This is a genomic window from Paracoccus alkenifer (assembly GCF_900108405.1).
GTDB lineage: Bacteria > Pseudomonadota > Alphaproteobacteria > Rhodobacterales > Rhodobacteraceae > Paracoccus > Paracoccus alkenifer.
The window spans coordinates 526388-542340 of sequence record NZ_FNXG01000001.1; the positions used below are offsets into that span (position 1 = coordinate 526388).

The 15953-nt window shown below is 68.6% G+C and carries 16 protein-coding genes and 1 tRNA gene; 5 read left to right on the top strand and 12 right to left on the bottom strand.

Translation table 11 applies throughout. The annotated features are described in order from the left end of the window. Positions 1 to 52: 52 nt before the first annotated feature. Both BLW83_RS02495 and BLW83_RS02500 read right to left on the bottom strand, forming a co-directional pair. Positions 53 to 1198 (bottom strand): CaiB/BaiF CoA transferase family protein, encoded by a 1146-nt coding sequence (locus BLW83_RS02495; RefSeq protein WP_090845195.1) that lies wholly within the window; start codon positions 1196 to 1198, stop codon positions 53 to 55. Further along, positions 1195 to 2406 (bottom strand): acyl-CoA dehydrogenase, encoded by a 1212-nt coding sequence (locus BLW83_RS02500; protein ID WP_090845197.1) that lies wholly within the window; start codon positions 2404 to 2406, stop codon positions 1195 to 1197. The genes BLW83_RS02495 and BLW83_RS02500 overlap by 4 nt, the downstream gene beginning before the upstream one ends. Positions 2407 to 2494: 88 nt before the next feature. Here BLW83_RS02500 and BLW83_RS02505 point away from each other — a divergent pair, with 88 nt between their 5' ends. Then, positions 2495 to 3394, top strand: a complete 900-nt coding sequence (locus tag BLW83_RS02505) for a LysR family transcriptional regulator (RefSeq protein ID WP_090845199.1) — start codon at positions 2495 to 2497, stop codon at positions 3392 to 3394. A 26-nt stretch (positions 3395 to 3420) separates the two neighbouring features. Here the strand turns inward: BLW83_RS02505 and BLW83_RS02510 are convergent. Beyond that, positions 3421 to 3497 (bottom strand) — tRNA-His (locus tag BLW83_RS02510). Positions 3498 to 3603: 106 nt separating this feature from the next. Between BLW83_RS02510 and BLW83_RS02515 the strand changes: the two genes are divergently transcribed. Beyond that, positions 3604 to 3837 (top strand): DUF6324 family protein, encoded by a 234-nt coding sequence (locus BLW83_RS02515; RefSeq protein WP_090845201.1) that lies wholly within the window; start codon positions 3604 to 3606, stop codon positions 3835 to 3837. A gap of 72 nt (positions 3838 to 3909) precedes the next feature. Here BLW83_RS02515 and BLW83_RS02520 read toward each other — a convergent pair whose 3' ends face one another. From BLW83_RS02520 to BLW83_RS02550, 7 genes are all read right to left on the bottom strand, one after another. Next, positions 3910 to 4377, bottom strand: a complete 468-nt coding sequence (locus tag BLW83_RS02520) for an MmcB family DNA repair protein (RefSeq protein ID WP_090845202.1) — start codon at positions 4375 to 4377, stop codon at positions 3910 to 3912. A gap of 369 nt (positions 4378 to 4746) precedes the next feature. Beyond that, positions 4747 to 5673, bottom strand: coding sequence for a DUF481 domain-containing protein (locus BLW83_RS02525; protein WP_090845204.1), 927 nt, complete (start codon positions 5671 to 5673; stop codon positions 4747 to 4749). Between the two features lie 415 nt (positions 5674 to 6088). Next, complete coding sequence (locus BLW83_RS02530; protein ID WP_342707494.1) at positions 6089 to 6412, bottom strand: hypothetical protein; 324 nt, start codon at positions 6410 to 6412, stop codon at positions 6089 to 6091. A 122-nt stretch (positions 6413 to 6534) separates the two neighbouring features. Next, complete coding sequence (gene nusB / locus BLW83_RS02535) at positions 6535 to 7029, bottom strand: transcription antitermination factor NusB (RefSeq protein ID WP_090845207.1); 495 nt, start codon at positions 7027 to 7029, stop codon at positions 6535 to 6537. After that, complete coding sequence (locus BLW83_RS02540; RefSeq protein ID WP_090845209.1) at positions 7026 to 7607, bottom strand: 6,7-dimethyl-8-ribityllumazine synthase; 582 nt, start codon at positions 7605 to 7607, stop codon at positions 7026 to 7028. The genes nusB and BLW83_RS02540 overlap by 4 nt, the downstream gene beginning before the upstream one ends. A 9-nt stretch (positions 7608 to 7616) precedes the next feature. Then, on the bottom strand, positions 7617 to 8729 hold the full coding sequence (gene ribB, locus BLW83_RS02545; protein ID WP_090845211.1) for a 3,4-dihydroxy-2-butanone-4-phosphate synthase: 1113 nt from the start codon (positions 8727 to 8729) through the stop codon (positions 7617 to 7619). A gap of 179 nt (positions 8730 to 8908) precedes the next feature. Continuing rightward, positions 8909 to 9502, bottom strand: a complete 594-nt coding sequence (locus tag BLW83_RS02550; protein WP_090845894.1) for a riboflavin synthase — start codon at positions 9500 to 9502, stop codon at positions 8909 to 8911. Positions 9503 to 9818: 316 nt separating this feature from the next. On the opposite strand from BLW83_RS02550, the gene BLW83_RS02555 reads away from it, so the two are divergent. The 3 genes from BLW83_RS02555 (at position 9819) to BLW83_RS02565 (ending at position 14342) form a co-directional block, all read left to right on the top strand. Beyond that, positions 9819 to 11075, top strand: coding sequence for a capsule biosynthesis protein (locus tag BLW83_RS02555; RefSeq protein WP_342707487.1), 1257 nt, complete (start codon positions 9819 to 9821; stop codon positions 11073 to 11075). Between the two features lie 172 nt (positions 11076 to 11247). Further along, entirely contained in the window at positions 11248 to 12333 is a 1086-nt protein-coding gene (locus BLW83_RS02560; protein WP_177172483.1) for a polysaccharide biosynthesis/export family protein, read from the top strand. Positions 12334 to 12344: 11 nt separating this feature from the next. Continuing rightward, entirely contained in the window at positions 12345 to 14342 is a 1998-nt protein-coding gene (locus tag BLW83_RS02565; protein ID WP_090845900.1) for a capsular polysaccharide biosynthesis protein, read from the top strand. Between the two features lie 68 nt (positions 14343 to 14410). Here BLW83_RS02565 and ribD read toward each other — a convergent pair whose 3' ends face one another. Both ribD and nrdR read right to left on the bottom strand, forming a co-directional pair. Beyond that, positions 14411 to 15391: a bifunctional diaminohydroxyphosphoribosylaminopyrimidine deaminase/5-amino-6-(5-phosphoribosylamino)uracil reductase RibD gene (gene ribD / locus BLW83_RS02570; RefSeq protein ID WP_090845901.1), complete on the bottom strand. Its 981-nt coding sequence runs from the start codon at positions 15389 to 15391 to the stop codon at positions 14411 to 14413. Between the two features lie 26 nt (positions 15392 to 15417). After that, entirely contained in the window at positions 15418 to 15876 is a 459-nt protein-coding gene (nrdR, locus tag BLW83_RS02575) for a transcriptional regulator NrdR (protein ID WP_090845215.1), read from the bottom strand. Positions 15877 to 15953: the final 77 nt, after the last annotated feature.

Here is a 15953-nt window from a genome sequence, read left to right on the forward strand (position 1 = left end):
AGGGGAGGATGCGGGGTGTCGGACCGGGCAGCAGCGCCGCCGGCCATGCTGTTCAGCCCTTTTCCGGCAGCATCGGCGCGGCGCGGTCCAGCACCAGGTCGCTGCGGGAAAACCGGATGGGGGTGCGCAGCCCCGGGATGCCCTCGGGGGCGATGCGCAGGTCGCGGGCGATCACCTGCGGCTCGGCCAGCGCGTCGGCGACGCTGTTGATCGGCCCGGCGGGCACGCCCTCGGATTCCAGCGCGGCGATGGTTTCTGCGCGCGTCCGGGCCGCGGTGGCGTCCGAGATCAGCGCACACAGCGTCGCGCGGTTTTCCACCCGCGCCGGATTGGTCGCATAGGCCGGATCGTCGCCCAGCGGCCCCAGCCCCAGCGCCCGGCACAGCCCGGCAAACTGCCGGTCGTTGCCGCAGGCGATGATCAGATGCCCGTCGTGGGCCGGAAACACCTGATAGGGCACGATATTCGGATGCGCATTGCCCAGCCGTTTCGGCACCGTGCCGCCGATCAGGTGGTTCATCGCCTGATTGGCCAGCACCGCAACGCCAACGTCCAGCAGCGACAGGTCCACCTGCTGCCCGCGCCCCGAGCGTTCCCGTTCCGCCAGCGCCGCCTGAATCCCGATCACCCCGTAAAGCCCGGTGAAGATGTCGATCCAGGCCACGCCGACCTTCTGCGGCTCTCCGTCCGGTTCGCCGGTCAGGTCCATGATCCCGCACATGCCCTGGATCAGGAAATCATAGCCCGGCTGGGTGGCGCGCGGCCCGTCCTGCCCGAAGCCGGTGACCGAGGCATAGATCAGCCGCGGGTTCAGCGCCGACAGGCTGTCGTAATCCAGCCCGAAACGCCGCAGCCCGCCGACCTTGAAGTTTTCGACCACCACATCGGCGGTGGCGATCAGTTCCTTCAGCCGCGCCAGATCGCCCGCGTCCTTGAAGTCGCAGGTGATCGAGGTCTTGCCGCGGTTGGCCGCGTGGAAATACGCCGCCACCCGTTCCGTGCCGCCGTCCGGCCGCGGCCGGTCAAGGAAAGGGGGGCCCCAGCTGCGGGTGTCGTCGCCCTCGGGCGCCTCGACCTTGATCACCTCGGCGCCCAGATCGGCCAGCGTCTGGCCGATCCACGGGCCGGCAAGGATGCGGGCGAGTTCGACCACCCGCAGCCCTTTCAGCGGCGCACCCGTATCTGGCTGATCGCTCACGCGAAGGCCTGCAACCCGGTGATGGCGCGGCCCAGGATCAGCGCGTGCACGTCGTGGGTGCCTTCATAGGTGTTCACGGTTTCAAGGTTCTGCGCGTGGCGCATGACCTGGAATTCCTCGGAGATGCCGTTGCCGCCGTGCATGTCGCGGGCGATGCGGGCGATATCCAGCGCCTTGCCGCAATTGTTGCGCTTGACGATGGAAATCATTTCCGGCGCGGCCTGCGCCGCATCCATCAGCCGCCCGACTTGCAGGCTGGCCTGCAACCCCAGGGTGATTTCGGTCATCATATCGGCCAGTTTCAGCTGGTAAAGCTGGGTGTTGGCCAGCGGACGCTTGAACTGGTGGCGGTCAAGCCCGTATTGCCGCGCGGCGTGGAAACAGAACTCGGCCGCGCCCAGCACGCCCCAGCTGATCCCGTAGCGGGCGCGGTTGAGACAGCCGAACGGCCCCTTGAGCCCCTCGACGTTGGGCAGCAGCGCGTCCTCGCCCACCTCGACATCCTGCATGACGATCTCGCCGGTGATCGAGGCGCGCAGGGACAGCTTGCCCTCGATTTTGGGGGCGGACAGGCCCTTTGTCCCCTTGTCCAGCACAAAGCCGCGGATCTTGCCGCCGTGCGCCTCGGATTTCGCCCAGACCACGAACACATCCGCGATCGGGCTGTTGGAAATCCACATCTTGGTGCCGTTCAGCAGATAGCCGCCGGCGGTCTTTTTCGCGGTGGTCTTCATGCCGCCGGGGTCGGAACCGGCGTCCGGTTCGGTCAGGCCGAAACAACCGATGAACTCACCCGAGGCCAGCTTGGGCAGGTATTTCTGCCGCTGTTCTTCGGACCCGTAGGCATAGATCGGATACATCACCAGCGACGACTGCACCGACATCATCGAGCGATAGCCCGAATCGACCCGCTCGACCTCGCGCGCGACCAGCCCGTAGCTGACATAGGACGCGCCCAGCCCGCCGTATTCCTCGGGGACGGTCACGCCCAGCAGGCCCATCTGGCCCATCTCGCGGAAAATCTCGGGGTCCGTCGTCTCGTCGCGATAGGCGGCGATCACCCGCGGTTGCAGCTTTTCCTGCGCATAGGCGCGGGCGCTGTCGCGCATCATCCGCTCGTCCTCGGACAGCTGGTCGTTCAGGCGGAACGGATCCTCCCAGTCAAAGCGGTTCAGGTCGGGCGCGTCCTTGGGCTTGAGTGCGGGCATGATTTCCTCTCCATCTGTTGCGTTGGGTCTAGCGAAGCTGCGCAGGCAAGGATATCGAGGTTTCCTGTCCAGTTCATGAGTTTTCCTGATGATCCGCCAGACCCGCCCCTCTTACACGCCGACGGTGCAGGAACTGCGCGCCCTGCTTTACAGCGCCGATCTGGGCACCGTATCGGCCGCGGCCGAGGCGCTGAGCCTGACGCAGGGCGCGGTCAGCCGCTCGATCCGCACGCTCGAGGAACGGCTGGGCGTGCGGCTGTTTCACCGCGAACGCCAGCGGCTGGTGCTGTCGGACGCCGGCCGCGCGCTGGTGCGCGACGCGCGCGACATCCTTGACCGGATCGAATCATCGGCGCGGATGGTGATGGCCTTTGGCGGGGGCGAGGACGTGCTGCGGCTGGCGGTGCTGCCGACCTTTGCCACCAGCTGGCTGATCCCGCGGCTGGCCGGGTTCTCGCGCCGCCACCCGGGCATCGGCATCGACCTGGCCGAGGCGCTGGCCCCGGTCGATTTCGACGATTCGCCCTTTGACGCGGCGTTGCAGCGGGTGGAAATGGCGCGGCCGGGCAGCAGGGTGCTGCCGATCTGCCCCGAAAACCTGATCGTGGTGGCCTCGCCCGCGCTGATCGGGGATGCGCCGATGACGCCCGCCGAGCTGCTGAACTGGCCGCTGATCCAGCAATCCACCCGCCCCGAATTATGGAGCGACTGGCTCGCCGCCGCCGGGGTCGCACCCTTCGGCCAGCTGCGCGGCCCGCGGTTCCAGCATTTCGGCATGGTGATCGCCGCCGCCCGCGCCGGCATGGGGGTGGCGCTGCTGCCCGACATCTTTGCGGCCGAGGCGCTGGCCCAGGGCACGCTGCGCCAGCCCTGCCCGCAGGTGCTGGCCGGCGGCTCGTCCTATGCGCTGATCCGCCCGGCACAGACGCGGGCGCAACGCTCGCTGGACCTGTTCTCGGACTGGCTGCAAGAGATCGCCGAAACATAGGCGGCGCGGCGGGAAAAATTCGGGGATGGTACCGCCTCCCCGGCTTGAACGGGGGACCTCTGGATCCACAATCCAGCGCTCTAACCAACTGAGCTAAGGCGGCACAGGCGCTTCAGATAAACCCTTGTCGACAGGGATGCAAGCCCGTCTTGCCGCCCCTGCCCCGGTCGGCTAGACCGCTGGGGCAGACTGCGCAAAGGACGATTGCCATGGGGATCAACAAGCAAAGCGAGATCGCCGCCAATCTTCAGATCGGCCCGACCGAACTTGGCATGGTGCGCATCTATGTCGAGGGCGAGGGCGTCGAACTGCCGCTCGACTTCGACCCCGACGAGGCCGTCGAGATCGCCGAGGAATTGATGGCCGCCGCCGAGGCCGCGCGCGAAATCGGCCAGGCTCCGCAGCCGAAATCCCCCCGCCCCAAAGGCCCCGCCCGCCGCTGAGCCTGCCTTCATCTTGCCCCAAATATCCCGGGGGAGCCGTCGCAGACGGCGGGGGCAGCGCCCCCTGCCGCCTCAACCCCGCATCTCGGCCCCCGGATCGCCAAGCCGCAGCAGCCTGACCGCCGCCGCGCGCGCCACGTCGCGCAGCACCCGCGCGCGCCGTGCCGCCGCCAGCCGGGCCAGCGGCGCCATCAGCTGCAACTCGGCGCCGTAGGGATCGGCCAGAATCAGCCCACTGCCGTCGGGCAGGATCTCGCGCGGGAAATCGCCGTCCACCGCCCAGAAGAACCGGTCGCACCACTCCAGGTAGCCCTGCCATTTGCGATCCGCGATGAAATCCTCGCGGCAGCTCTTGCACTCGACGATCCAGATCTCGCCGCCGGGGGCCACCGACACCACATCGACGCGCAGCCCCCGCGCCGGCACGAATTCGCACAGCGGCGCATGACCCAACGCCAGCAGCATCCGCGAGACGCCGCGCGCCAGCAACTGCCCCGGCTGCGGCCGGGCCGGGTCGGTCGGACTGATCGCGATCACCATGCCGCCACCATGAACGAAACGGAAACACCCTGCAACGTTCCCCGCCCCTTGCGGCGCCCGCCCCACGTCACTACCTAGGGCGCAGGCGGGCTTCTGCTCTTCTCGTGACGGCCTTTTTTTCCACTGGCCTATAACTCTTCCGAGGGGGCTGGCTCTGTCAGGGCCCTGGTCCTGTTACCCGGCTCCCACCTGGACATCCAGGCTTTCGGGGAAACCTGCGTCGGCACGGTTGCTGCGGTTCCCGCCACCTGATCCCATCATGCGGCAAGGCCGCCCGTTTCGGGGCGGCCTTGTGGTTTTCGGCCTGCGCAAAAGAAAGGGCGGCCGCAAGGACCGCCCCTTCCCGAGAGACTTCTGACGAGGGAACGATCAGAAGCCGTAGACCAGCGACACGCCCAGCGTATTGTCGGTGCGGATCGCACGGTCCGACACGTATTCGGTCTTGTAGGACACGCGGGTGGACAGCGCGTCGCTCATCTTGAAGTTCAGGCCCAGCTCGTTCCACGCCACGTCATTGGCGTCCGACGTCAGATAGTCGGTGTCGTTGGTCAGGAAGAACTGGTCGTTGAACTTGTGATAGAAGCGCGACGAGGCGATGTAGCCGACGGAGGTATCCGATTCGACATAAGCCTCAGTCGGATCGACGGTAGGAGCCCGCACGGTATGCGTATAGCGGACGCCGACACCGGCCTGGACACGCCACGCGGTGGTGTCGTTGTTGATGATCCGGTAGCCCGGACCAAAGCCGAGGAACGCATCGCGCTTCAGACGGCCGTCACGATCCAGAAGATCGTCGCCAGTCACAGAGCCGTCGTCCAGCCCGTCATCAGCCAGCCCGTCAACGGCAGCACGGCCCAGAATGAACGCATAGAGCTGATCGTTGAAGTAATAGTTGCCGTCATAGAGCACCGAGGTGCGCTTGGTGTCGGTGTCGCCGTCGTTGTCCTCGCCGTATTCCAGCAACAGACCGACCGTCTGCTGGAACGGGCCTTCGTTATGCGACAGGCGGCCGGCCAGCGAGAAGTCCTGGTTCTCATAGTTGCCGCTGCGCCCGGCATAGGTCAGCGCGATCGAACCGAAGGTGCCCGAGCGGCGATCCGCCGGACCGAAACGGCGCGCATCCTGCGAACGCTCGAAATCGTCGCGCACCGCGTCTTCGACGTCTTCAATACGGTCCTCAAGGCTGCTCACGCCGGTGATGTTGGCACCGGTCGAGAATTCGGTCTGCGCAAAGGCGGGGGCGCCGATGGCAAGGGCCAGCACCGATGCGCTGGCGATAAGGGGGATATTTTTCATGTTGAGCCTCTCGTCCTGTGGCGGCGACGGGCGCCGCCTGGTCATGTAACGAAGAATTAGACCCTGGGTGCCCGCGGGTTAACCGGGGCGGCGAACGCTGGCGCCGTCACGGAACTGTGACGTCATGTGACGGAACCAATTACCCGCATGGCGTGAATAATGTATGATTTGTCTGCGGATGACAGGGAAAGCGCCGAGTTCTAGGTAGTTGTGCGGCGCCGTCTGCGCCGCGGATTTGGGGGGTTGGCGCCGCCACTCTTCACGCCGTCGTCTGATCCTGCGCCGGGTGCGGCCACAGCTTGTTGCATATTCCACACAGAGTGATGCCGGAATACAGCGACAGACACGCGCAGCCCGCGCACCAGGAACGGGCCGCGGGGGTTTCTTGACCGAAAATGGACGGGATCGGCCGCGTTCAGCCGCGGCGCGAACGCGCCGGAACGGCCACCGGCACCCCGGCCCCACCGGGCGCCCGCCCGGTCAGCGGGGCGTGGCTGCCGCGCCGCGGCCCGTCGCCGGGTTCGGCCATGCGCATCACGGCGATGGCGAACTGCACCCCGGCAAACACAATGGTGTTGAAGATGACCAGCATCACGATGCCCAGCCAGCCGCCGCGGGTTTCAAGCGTCAAATGGCGCAGATTTGCCACATCCAGCCCGATCAGCAGCCCGGTAAACACCAGCGCCAGCAGGAACCCGATCAGGATGTTGCGCAGATACAGGCGCACCAGCTCGGGCATCGCGGGTTCGGGGTCGGGCATCTGAGGGTCGCGTATCTGATGGTCGGGCATCGGGCGATCTTTCGCAGGCTCTGCCCCAATGTAGAGGCTGCGGCCGCCGCTGTCACCTCGGCCGCGCCCGTTTAGCGCGGTTTGAGCTCAAAAGCCTCGGGGCGGGCGTCCCGGGCCATGTGGTCCAGCACCGCATTCACGAACCGGGTCTCGCGCCCGTCGGGGAAAAACGCATCCGCCACCGCGACATATTCCGAAATCACCACCCGAGGCGGCGTCTCGGACCCCACCAGCTCGGCCCCGGCGGCGCGAAACAGCGCCCGCAGCACCGGGTCGATGCGGGCGATGGGCCATTTCGCCACCAGCGCCCGGTCGGTCATCTGGTCGATGCGCGCCTGCCAGTTGACGGTCGCATCGACGATCCGGCGGAACAGATCCTCGTCGGCCTCGGGCGAGACGCCCTCTTCGTAATCGACCCCGATGCGCCAGTCGGAAAATTCGCGCACCACCCGGTCGGCGGACTGGTCGGCGGCCTCCATCTGGAACAGCGCCTGCACGGCATAGACCCGCGCCGCGGCGCTAAGCGCGCGGCGGTCGGGTCTTTGCGGTTTCTGCCCCTCGCTCATGCCTTGGCCGATCCGTCGATCTCGCCGGCCAGCCGGATCACGTCGCGATCCCCGTCGCGATCCCCGTCGCGTTCCCCGTCACGGCCGAAACCCATCGGGCGCTTTGCCCCCGCCCAGCGGCGATGCAGCGCGATCAGATGCAGCGCAGCAGAGGCGGCGCCGCCGCCCTTGTCCTGCTGCGCGGGCTCGGCGCGGGCGACGGCCTGGTCCATGTTTTCCACGGTCAGGATGCCGTTGCCGATGCACAACCCCTGCAACCCCAGCAGCGTCAGCCCGCGCGAGCTGTCGTTGCAGACGGTCTCGTAATGCGTGGTCTCGCCCCGGATCACGCAGCCCAGCGCGACAAAGCCGTCGTATTGCGCCAGTCGCCCGGCCATGCCGATGGCGGTGGGGATTTCCAGCGCGCCCGGAACCTCGATCAGATCGACCGAGGCGCCGGCGGCTTCGGCCGCCGCCCGGGCGCCGGCGACCAACGCATCGGCAACGGCACGGTAATAGGGCGACACGACGATCAGCAGCCGCACCGGCGCGTCAAAGGTCGGAAGCGGCAGGATGGTGTGTTCGGTCAGCGCGGCCATGGCGTTCGGTCAGTCCTGGGAAATGGGGCGGGTCGAATGGATGGAAAGCCCGTAGGCGTCAAGCCCCACCACCTTGGGCAGGCTCGAATTGGTCAGCAGCACCAGCTGATGGACCCCGAGCGAGGCAAGGATCTGCGCCCCCAGCCCGTATTGGCGCAGCGTATGCGGCGACGGCTCGCCCATCCGCGGCAGCGACGGCGACAGGTCGCGCAGCAGCACGACCACGCCCCGGCCCTCTTGGGCGATCATCCGCATGGCGGCGGGCAGGTCGCCAGCGCGTCCGATCCCCAGCAGATCCTGCAACGGGTCCAGCGCGTGCATCCGCACCAGCACCGGCTCGGGCGTGGTCAGGTCGCCCTTGCTCAGCACGATATGCTCGGCGCCCTGCGCCTCGTCGGCGAACACCCGCATCATCCATTCGCCGCCATGGGCCGAGGAAACCGGCCGCAGGTCGCGTTCGGCGATCAGGTTGTCGTGGCGGCGGCGATAGGCGATCAGGTCGCTGATGGTGCCGATCTTCAGCCCGTGCTTCTGCGCAAAGGCCACCAGATCGGGCAGCCGCGCCATCGAGCCATCGTCCTTCATGATCTCGCAGATCACGCCGGCGGGGTTCAGCCCGGCCAGCCGCGAAATATCCACCGCGGCCTCGGTATGACCGGCGCGGACCAGCACACCGCCCCGGCGCGCGCGCAGCGGGAACACATGGCCCGGCGTCGCGATGTCGGCGGCGCCGCGCGTGGGGTCGATGGCAACCGCCACCGTGCGGGCGCGGTCATGGGCGGAAATGCCGGTGGTCACGCCCTCGCGCGCCTCGATCGACATGGTGAATGCGGTCTCGTGGCGGCTGGAGTTCTTGGGCGACATCAGCGGCAGGCCCAGCGCGTCCACCCGCTCGGCGGTCAGCGCCAGGCAGATCAGCCCGCGACCATGGGTCGCCATGAAGTTGATCGCATCGGGCGTCGCCATCTGGGCGGGGATGACCAGATCGCCCTCGTTCTCGCGGTCCTCGTGGTCGACCAGCACGAACATGCGCCCGTTGCGGGCGTCCTCGATGATCTCTTCGATACCCGAGATCGCGTCGGACCAGTCGCGCTCGACTTGTCCGGGCTGTTCATATTGCATCTTGACGGCCTCGCAGAATGTTTGGCGACGGCTTAACCCAAGCGGCCGCCCGGCGAAAGGGCGAGCCGCGCCCAGCGCCGGTCCTTTGACGCTCGCGCGCAGCATACTGCTTCGGGCGGTAAATAAATATCCCGGGGTCCGGGGCAGAGCCCCGGCTTTGGGCGCGACCCGCCTAGCTGTCACCCGGCCTCGGCCAGCCGTGCGACATAGCGGGCCAGCGTGTCGATTTCCAGGTTGACGACATCTCCCTGGGCCACGTCGCCCCAGTTGGTGACCTCGCGCGTATGGGGGATCAGGTTGACGCCAAAGCGGTTGCCCGCGACCTCGTTCACGGTCAGCGAGGTGCCGTTCAGCGCGACCGAGCCCTTGGGCGCGATGAAACGCGCCAGCTCGGGCGGCGCCTCGAAGGTCAGGCGCAGGCTGTCGCCCTCGGGGCGGGCCTCGACCACTTGCGCGACGCCGTCCACATGGCCCGAGACGATATGGCCGCCCAGCTCGTCCCCCAGCTTCAGCGCGCGTTCCAGATTGACGCGCCGCCCCAGCGGCCAGCCGTCCGGGCCGATATTGGTCTTGGCCATGGTTTCGGCCGAAATATCGACGTCGAACCAGCCTTCGCCCTTGGCGACGACGGTCAGGCACACGCCATCGCAAGCGATCGAGGCGCCCAGGTCCACCCCCTGCATGTCATAGGAACACGCGATCCGCGCCCGCAGGTCGCCGCGCATGTCGGACCGGGTGACCGTGCCGATATCGGTGATGATTCCGGTAAACATCCGCCTGTCCTTGCCCATGCTGTGGTGATCGCGCGCCACGATGGCCCCTGGCGCCCCGCGAAGCAAGTGCCCCATGGCGGCAAAATTCTGCGATCCGCGCCGGGATGCGGCATATTTTCCGCAACTTCGACTTGACCCGCCCCGGCCTTCCCGTGTTTGTCGGCCGGGTAATCATGTCCTGTTTGCCTGTAGCGGATCTTTCTGCATGAACGCCCAACCCCAAGGACTGACGGCCACCGCGGTCCCGGCCGGTCCGCCCCCGGCGCAGCGCCGCGCAGACTTGCGCCCACCGGTCGAAGCCCGGGTCTTTCTGCTGTTGCAGGGGCCGCACGGCCCGTTCTTTGACCGGCTGGGGCGGCTGCTGACCTCGGCCGGGGCGCAGGTGTGGCGCGTCGGCTTCAACGCCGGCGACGAATTCTTCTGGAGCGATCGGCCCCGTTTCATCGCCCATTCCGGCCGCCCCGAGGACTGGCCCGCGCATCTCGACCGGCTGATCGCGGAAAAGCGCGTGACCGATATCGTGCTTTACGGCGACGTGCGGCCGGTCCACGCCGCGGCGCGGGCGGCGGCAGCCCGCCACGGGCTGGCCCTGCATGTGTTCGAAGAAGGCTATCTGCGCCCCTATTGGATCACCTATGAACGCGACGGGGCGAACGGAAATTCGCGGCTGATGCAGATCGGGCTGGACCGGATGCGCACCATGCAGCGCAAGTTCGGCGACGACGTGAACCGGCCCCCCGCGCGCTGGGGCGACATGCGCCAGCATAAATTCTACGGGGCGCTTTACCATTTCATGGTGCTGGCCGCGAACCGGCGCTTTCCGGGGTTCAGCTCGCACCGCGAGATTTCGCTGTGGCGCGAGTTCCGGCTGAACCTGACCCGGCTGCTGCTGGCCCCGGCGCATTCGGCGCGCAGCTGGCGACAGATGGGGCGGATCCGCTCGGCCGGGTTTCCCTATGTGCTGGTGCTGCTGCAACTGGAACATGATTCGAGCTTTGTCGCCCATTCGCCCTATCGCTCGATGGCCGAGTTCACGGCCGAGGTGCTGGCCGCCTTTGCCCGCGCGGCCCCGCGCCATCACCATATCGTGTTCAAGGCGCACCCGCTGGAGGACGGGCGTGGCTCGCTGCACCGGGTGGTGCGCGAACAGGCGCAGGCGCTGGGGCTGGCGGACCGCGTGCATCTGGTCTGGGGCGGCAAGCTGGCGGCGCTGCTGTCGCTGGCGCGCGGCGTGGTGACGATCAATTCGACCTCGGCGCAGCAGGCGCTGTGGCGGGGGCTGCCGGTCAAGGCGCTGGGGCGGGCGGTCTATGCCAAGCCGGGGCTGGTGTCGGACCAGTCGCTGGACGAATTCCTTTACCACCCCGCCCCGCCCGATCTGGCCCGCTATCGCGACTATCGCAGCTATCTGCTGGACACCTGCCAGGTGCCGGGCGGGTTCTACGCAAGGCGCTCGCGCGCCCATGCGCTGCGGCTGGTCGTGGACATGATGCTGGCCCGGGACGACCCTTATGCCGCATTCGAGGGCGGGCTTGCCTATAATCGACAACAGATGACCGACGATGATCGCTAGGCTGCGCGTTTCGGTGGATGCGCCCGGCCTTGCAAGGTAAAGAATATTTGAATGTCATGTGATCCGGCGAGCCAGAATCACCGGAAGGGACAGGAGACCGGATTTGACTGAACTCACCCTCTCGCCCTTGCCGCAGCGCGGCACTGCCCGCGCCGCGTTGCGTTTTGCCGCAATGGCGTCCCTGGTGCTGCTGGCGGCCTGCGCGCTGCCCCGCTCGGGGCCCAGCAAAAAGGAAATCTACCGCGGCTCGATCGAGAACGGCGGCAATGCCCATATCCTGTTCGTCGACGACCGGGTCGCGCGGGCGGCCTCGTATACGCCGTCTTACGGGTTCGGGCAGGATTTCCTGCGCGCCGGACAGGTCGGCGCCGATGAAATCCGCGCCGGCGACGTGCTGGGGCTGACCATCTGGGAAAACGTCGATGACGGGCTGCTGGCCTCGATGGGCGCGTCCAACACCTCGCTGACCGAACTGCAGGTCGACAGCGCCGGTTATATCTTTGTCCCCTATGCGGGGCGGGTGCGGGCGGCGGGCAACTCGCCCGAAGAGCTGCGCAACCTGATCACCCAGCGGCTGGCCACCCAGACCCCCGATCCGCAGGTGACGGTGACCCGGGTCGCGGGCGACGGCGCCACCGTGTCGGTGATGGGCCGGGTCGGCGGTCAGGGGGTGTTCCCGATCGAGCGGCCCACCCGGTCGCTGTCCGCGATGCTGGCGCGCGCCGGCGGGGTCTCGGTCGATCCGGACGTGGCGGTGGTGACCGTCAAGCGCGGCGGCAGCAGCGGGCGGATCTGGCTGCGCGACCTGTATTCCAACCCGCGCTACGACATCGCCCTGCGCCCCGGCGACGTGATCCTGGTAGAAGAGGACCAGCGCAGCTTTACCGCCCTTGGCGCGCTGGGCGGGCAGACCAAAGTCCCCCTCGGGTCCGAGGAAATCAACGCGATCGAGGCCATCGCCATGGTCGGCGGCCTGCATTCCGGCCTAGCCGACCCCACCGGCGTCTTTGTGCTGCGCAACGAGCCGCAGGCTGTGGCGACCCGCGTTCTGGGCAAAAGCGTCTATGGCGACCAGCGCATGGCCTATGTGCTGGACCTGACGCGGCCGAACGGGCTGTTTCTGGCCCGCGACTTTCTGATCCGCGCCGGCGACACCGTCTATGTGACCGAGGCGCCCTATGTGCAGTGGCAAAAGACCCTCAGCGCCATCACCGGCAGCGTGGCCACCGCCGATTCGATGGCCAGCATCGGCGAGTGATCGCCGGCCCGATGCCCCTGCCGCAAAAGCCGCCGCACGAACAGCGGCGGCTTTTCATCTATAACGGCGGCTTTTTCCTGCAACCGCGGCTGCGGCGGATCCTTGGGCTGGCGGGTTGGCGGCTGTGCATTGGCCTGCCGGGGCCGGGCGATTGCGTCGCGGTCTGGGGCGCCAGCCCCACCGCCTGGCGCGGCCGCGCCATCGCCCGACAGCGCGGCGCCGCGGTGGTCACGGTCGAGGATGCATTCCTGCGCTCGGTCCTGCCGGGGCGCGACCGCAGCCGCATCGGCCGGCGCGGCCCCATCGGGCTGCTGATCGACCCAAGGGGGGTGCATTTCGACCCCTCCTCCCCCTCGCTGATCGAGGAACTTGCCGCATCAAAGCAGGCGGCAGCGCTGGCCGGGCGGGCAACCGCGATGCTGGCCCGGCTGCGCGCCGCGGATCTGTCGAAATACAACGCCCACCGCCCCGGGCTGTCCGCCGCCGCCCCCGGCTATGTGCTGGTGGTGGACCAGACGCGGGGCGATGCCTCGCTGATGGGTGCGGGGCGCGAGACCTTTCTGCGGATGCTGACGGCGGCCCGCGACGAACACCCCGGCGCCCGCATCGTCCTGCGCAGCCACCCGGAAACCGCCGCCGGGCTGCGCCCCGGGCATCTGAGCGCCGCCGACCTGCGCCCGGGCGAGGTGCTGTGCGACACCCCCGTCTCGCCCTGGCGGCTGGTCGGGGACGCGGCGGCGGTCTATGCGGTCAGCTCGCAGCTGGGGTATGAGGCGATGCTGGCCGGCCACCGCCCGCGGCTGTTCGGCCAGCCCTTCTATGCCGGCTGGGGGCTGTCGGACGACGAAGCCCCGGTGGCGCGCCGGCTGGGCCGCACCACCCTGCCCGCGCTGTTCGCCGCCAGCCACCTGCTGGCGCCGGTGTGGTATGATCCCTGCCACGACAGGCTGACCGACCTTGAGGGTGCGATCCGCCAGCTGGAATCCGAGGCCCGCGCCCATGCGCAGGACTGCGACGGGCATCTGGCGCTGGGGATGCGGCTGTGGAAACGCCGCCCCCTGGCCCGGTTCTTTGGCGAGGGGCGCGGGGTCCGGTTCACCGACCACCCCTCGGCCAAGGTGTCGCTGGTCTGGGCCGGCCACGCGGACAAGGCCCCACAGGCGCTGCGGGTCGAGGACGGGTTCCTGCGCTCGCGCGGCCTTGGCGCCGCGCTGGTGCCGCCGCTGTCGCTGGTCGCCGATTCCCGCGGCATCTACTATGACCCCGGGCGCGAAAGCGATCTTGAGCACCTGATCGCCCAGCCCCTGCCGCCCCAAGGCCACGCCCGCGCCGCCGCGCTGATCGCCCGGCTGCGGCAGGCGGCGCTGACCAAATACAACCTGCCCGGGATGATGCCCGCGATCCCCCGCGACGGCCACCGGGTGATCCTGGTCCCCGGACAGGTCGAGGACGACGCCTCGATCCGCCTTGGCGCCGGGGTTGAGCGCACAAACCTTGCGCTGCTGTTCCGCACCCGCGCGGAAAACCCCGGGGCGCTGATCGTCTGGAAGCCGCATCCCGATGTCGAGGCCGGGCTGCGCCCCGGCGCGGTCGCGGACGCGCAGCTTGCGGGGCTGGCCGACATCACTGCCCGCAATGCCCCAGCGGCCGCGCTGATCGACGCGGTGGATGAGGTCTGGACGATCACCTCGACCCTCGGCTTCGAGGCGCTGATCCGCGGCAAGCCGGTCACCACGCTGGGCGCGCCGTTTTACGCCGGCTGGGGGCTGACAAGCGACCTTGGCCCGATCCCGGCCCGCCGCAGTGCGCGTCCCGATCTGGAAACGCTGGTCCATGCCGCGCTGATCGCCTATCCGCGCTACCGCGATCCGCTGTCGCAACTGCCCTGCCCGGCCGAGATCGCCGCGGACCGCCTCGCCGACCCGACCGCCTCCCCGCAGCCCTCGACCCTGCGCTGGCTGGCGAAACTGCAAGGCGCGCTGATCCCCCACAGCCGGCTGTGGCGCTAAGCCTCTTCTTCCTTGTGAAAATATCCCGGGGATCGTCGTATACGACGATGGGGCTGGCTCCCGCTTTCTCAGCGCAGCGCCACCCAGCGATGGAACACATCGCCGCCCAGCGCCCGCGTCTCGGCCAGCCGGAACCGCGGCGCCTCGGCCAGCGCGCCCAGCCCCAGCGGCGCGACGGCGGCGCGGCCGTCGCCGCCCAGCACCACCCCGGCGGTATAACCGACCAGCTCGTCCACCAGCCCCGACGCCAGCAACGCCGCTGCCAGCTGGCCGCCGCCTTCGCAGAACACCCGGGTCAGGCCGCGCCGGCCCAGCTCGGCCAGCGCCTCATCGACGGGACCGGGCAACACCCACAGCGGGCCGTGGTCCGGCCCCTCGGGCGGCAGCGCGGGGATGGGCGCATTGGCGATCACCACCCGCACCGGCTGCCGCACGGCACCAAAGCCGCGCACGTTCAGCGCCGGCAGGTCGGCGCGGGCGGTCCCCGCACCCACCATCACCGCGTCATGGGTCAGCCGCAGCAGATGCACATGCCGGCGCGCGGCCTCGCCGGTGATCCAGCGGCTTTCGCCCAAAGCGGTGGCGATGCGGCCGTCGAAACTGGTCGCAAGCTTCAGCGTCACCATCGGCCGGCCCCGCGTCACCCGGGTCAGGAACCCGCGCTGCAACGCGGCAGCCTCGGCCGCGCGGACGCCCTCGGCCACCTCGACCCCCGCCGCGCGCAGCCGCGCATGGCCGCGCCCCGCGACGCGGGGGTCGGGGTCGGTCAGGGCCGAGACCACCCGCGCCACCCCCGCCGCGATCAGCGCGTCGCTGCAAGGGGGTGCACGGCCGTGATGGGCGCAGGGCTCCAGCGTGACATAGGCGGTGGCGCCGCGCGCGGCCGCGCCCGCCGCATCCAGCGCCATGCGCTCGGCGTGCGGGCGGCCGCCGGGCTGGGTCCAGCCGCGCCCGACCACGCGGCCCGCCGCCACGATCACGCAGCCCACGGCCGGGTTCGGCCACACATTGCCCAAGCCCCGCCGCGCCAGCCGCAGCGCGTGGTCCATGTGGCGCAGATCGTCGGGGGCGGCGCTCACTCGGTCGTCGGGCGCAGTTCCGACACAAAGCGGTCGAAATCGTCAGCGGCCTGAAAGTTCTTGTAGACGCTGGCAAATCTGACATAGGCGACGGTGTCGATACGGGCCAGCGTCTCCATCACGATCTCGCCGATCACCTTCGACGGGATGTCGGCCTCGCCCATGCTTTCCAGCCGCCGCACGATGCCGGAAATCATCTGGTCGATGCGGTCGGCCTCGACCGGGCGTTTCTGCATGGCGATACGGATCGAGCGGGCCAGCTTGTCGCGGTCGAAATCCTCGCGCCGGCCGGTGGATTTGATCACCACCAGATCGCGCAGCTGCACCCGTTCATAGGTGGTAAAGCGGCCGCCGCAGGCCGGACAGAAACGGCGACGACGGATGGCGACGTTGTCTTCGGCGGGGCGGGAATCCTTGACTTGCGTATCGGCGTTTCCGCAGAACGGACAGCGCATGGGTAGCCCCTTGATCAGCCTCAGATACCGCCAGCATACAGGGCCCGCATGATCTTGGGTAGAGGCTTGCGCTTGCC

Bases quoted from the DNA above. Each gene is read 5' to 3' on its own strand.
- BLW83_RS02540 (WP_090845209.1), bottom strand. From the start codon at position 7,607: ATGGCCGCGCTGACCGAACACACCATCCTGCCGCTTCCGACCTTTGAC.
- BLW83_RS02530 (WP_342707494.1), bottom strand. From the start codon at position 6,412: ATGCCCGAGCTGGTGCGCCTGTATCTGCGCAACATCCTGATCGGGTTC.
- ribB (WP_090845211.1), bottom strand. From the start codon at position 8,729: ATGCAATATGAACAGCCCGGACAAGTCGAGCGCGACTGGTCCGACGCG.
- BLW83_RS02565 (WP_090845900.1), top strand. From the start codon at position 12,345: ATGCCCCTGCCGCAAAAGCCGCCGCACGAACAGCGGCGGCTTTTCATC.
- BLW83_RS02525 (WP_090845204.1), bottom strand. From the start codon at position 5,673: ATGAAAAATATCCCCCTTATCGCCAGCGCATCGGTGCTGGCCCTTGCC.
- BLW83_RS02515 (WP_090845201.1), top strand. From the start codon at position 3,604: ATGGGGATCAACAAGCAAAGCGAGATCGCCGCCAATCTTCAGATCGGC.
- BLW83_RS02550 (WP_090845894.1), bottom strand. From the start codon at position 9,502: ATGTTTACCGGAATCATCACCGATATCGGCACGGTCACCCGGTCCGAC.
- nusB (WP_090845207.1), bottom strand. From the start codon at position 7,029: ATGAGCGAGGGGCAGAAACCGCAAAGACCCGACCGCCGCGCGCTTAGC.
- nrdR (WP_090845215.1), bottom strand. From the start codon at position 15,876: ATGCGCTGTCCGTTCTGCGGAAACGCCGATACGCAAGTCAAGGATTCC.
- BLW83_RS02505 (WP_090845199.1), top strand. From the start codon at position 2,495: ATGATCCGCCAGACCCGCCCCTCTTACACGCCGACGGTGCAGGAACTG.
- ribD (WP_090845901.1), bottom strand. From the start codon at position 15,391: ATGGACCACGCGCTGCGGCTGGCGCGGCGGGGCTTGGGCAATGTGTGG.
- BLW83_RS02520 (WP_090845202.1), bottom strand. From the start codon at position 4,377: ATGGTGATCGCGATCAGTCCGACCGACCCGGCCCGGCCGCAGCCGGGG.
- BLW83_RS02500 (WP_090845197.1), bottom strand. From the start codon at position 2,406: ATGCCCGCACTCAAGCCCAAGGACGCGCCCGACCTGAACCGCTTTGAC.
- BLW83_RS02560 (WP_177172483.1), top strand. From the start codon at position 11,248: ATGGCGTCCCTGGTGCTGCTGGCGGCCTGCGCGCTGCCCCGCTCGGGG.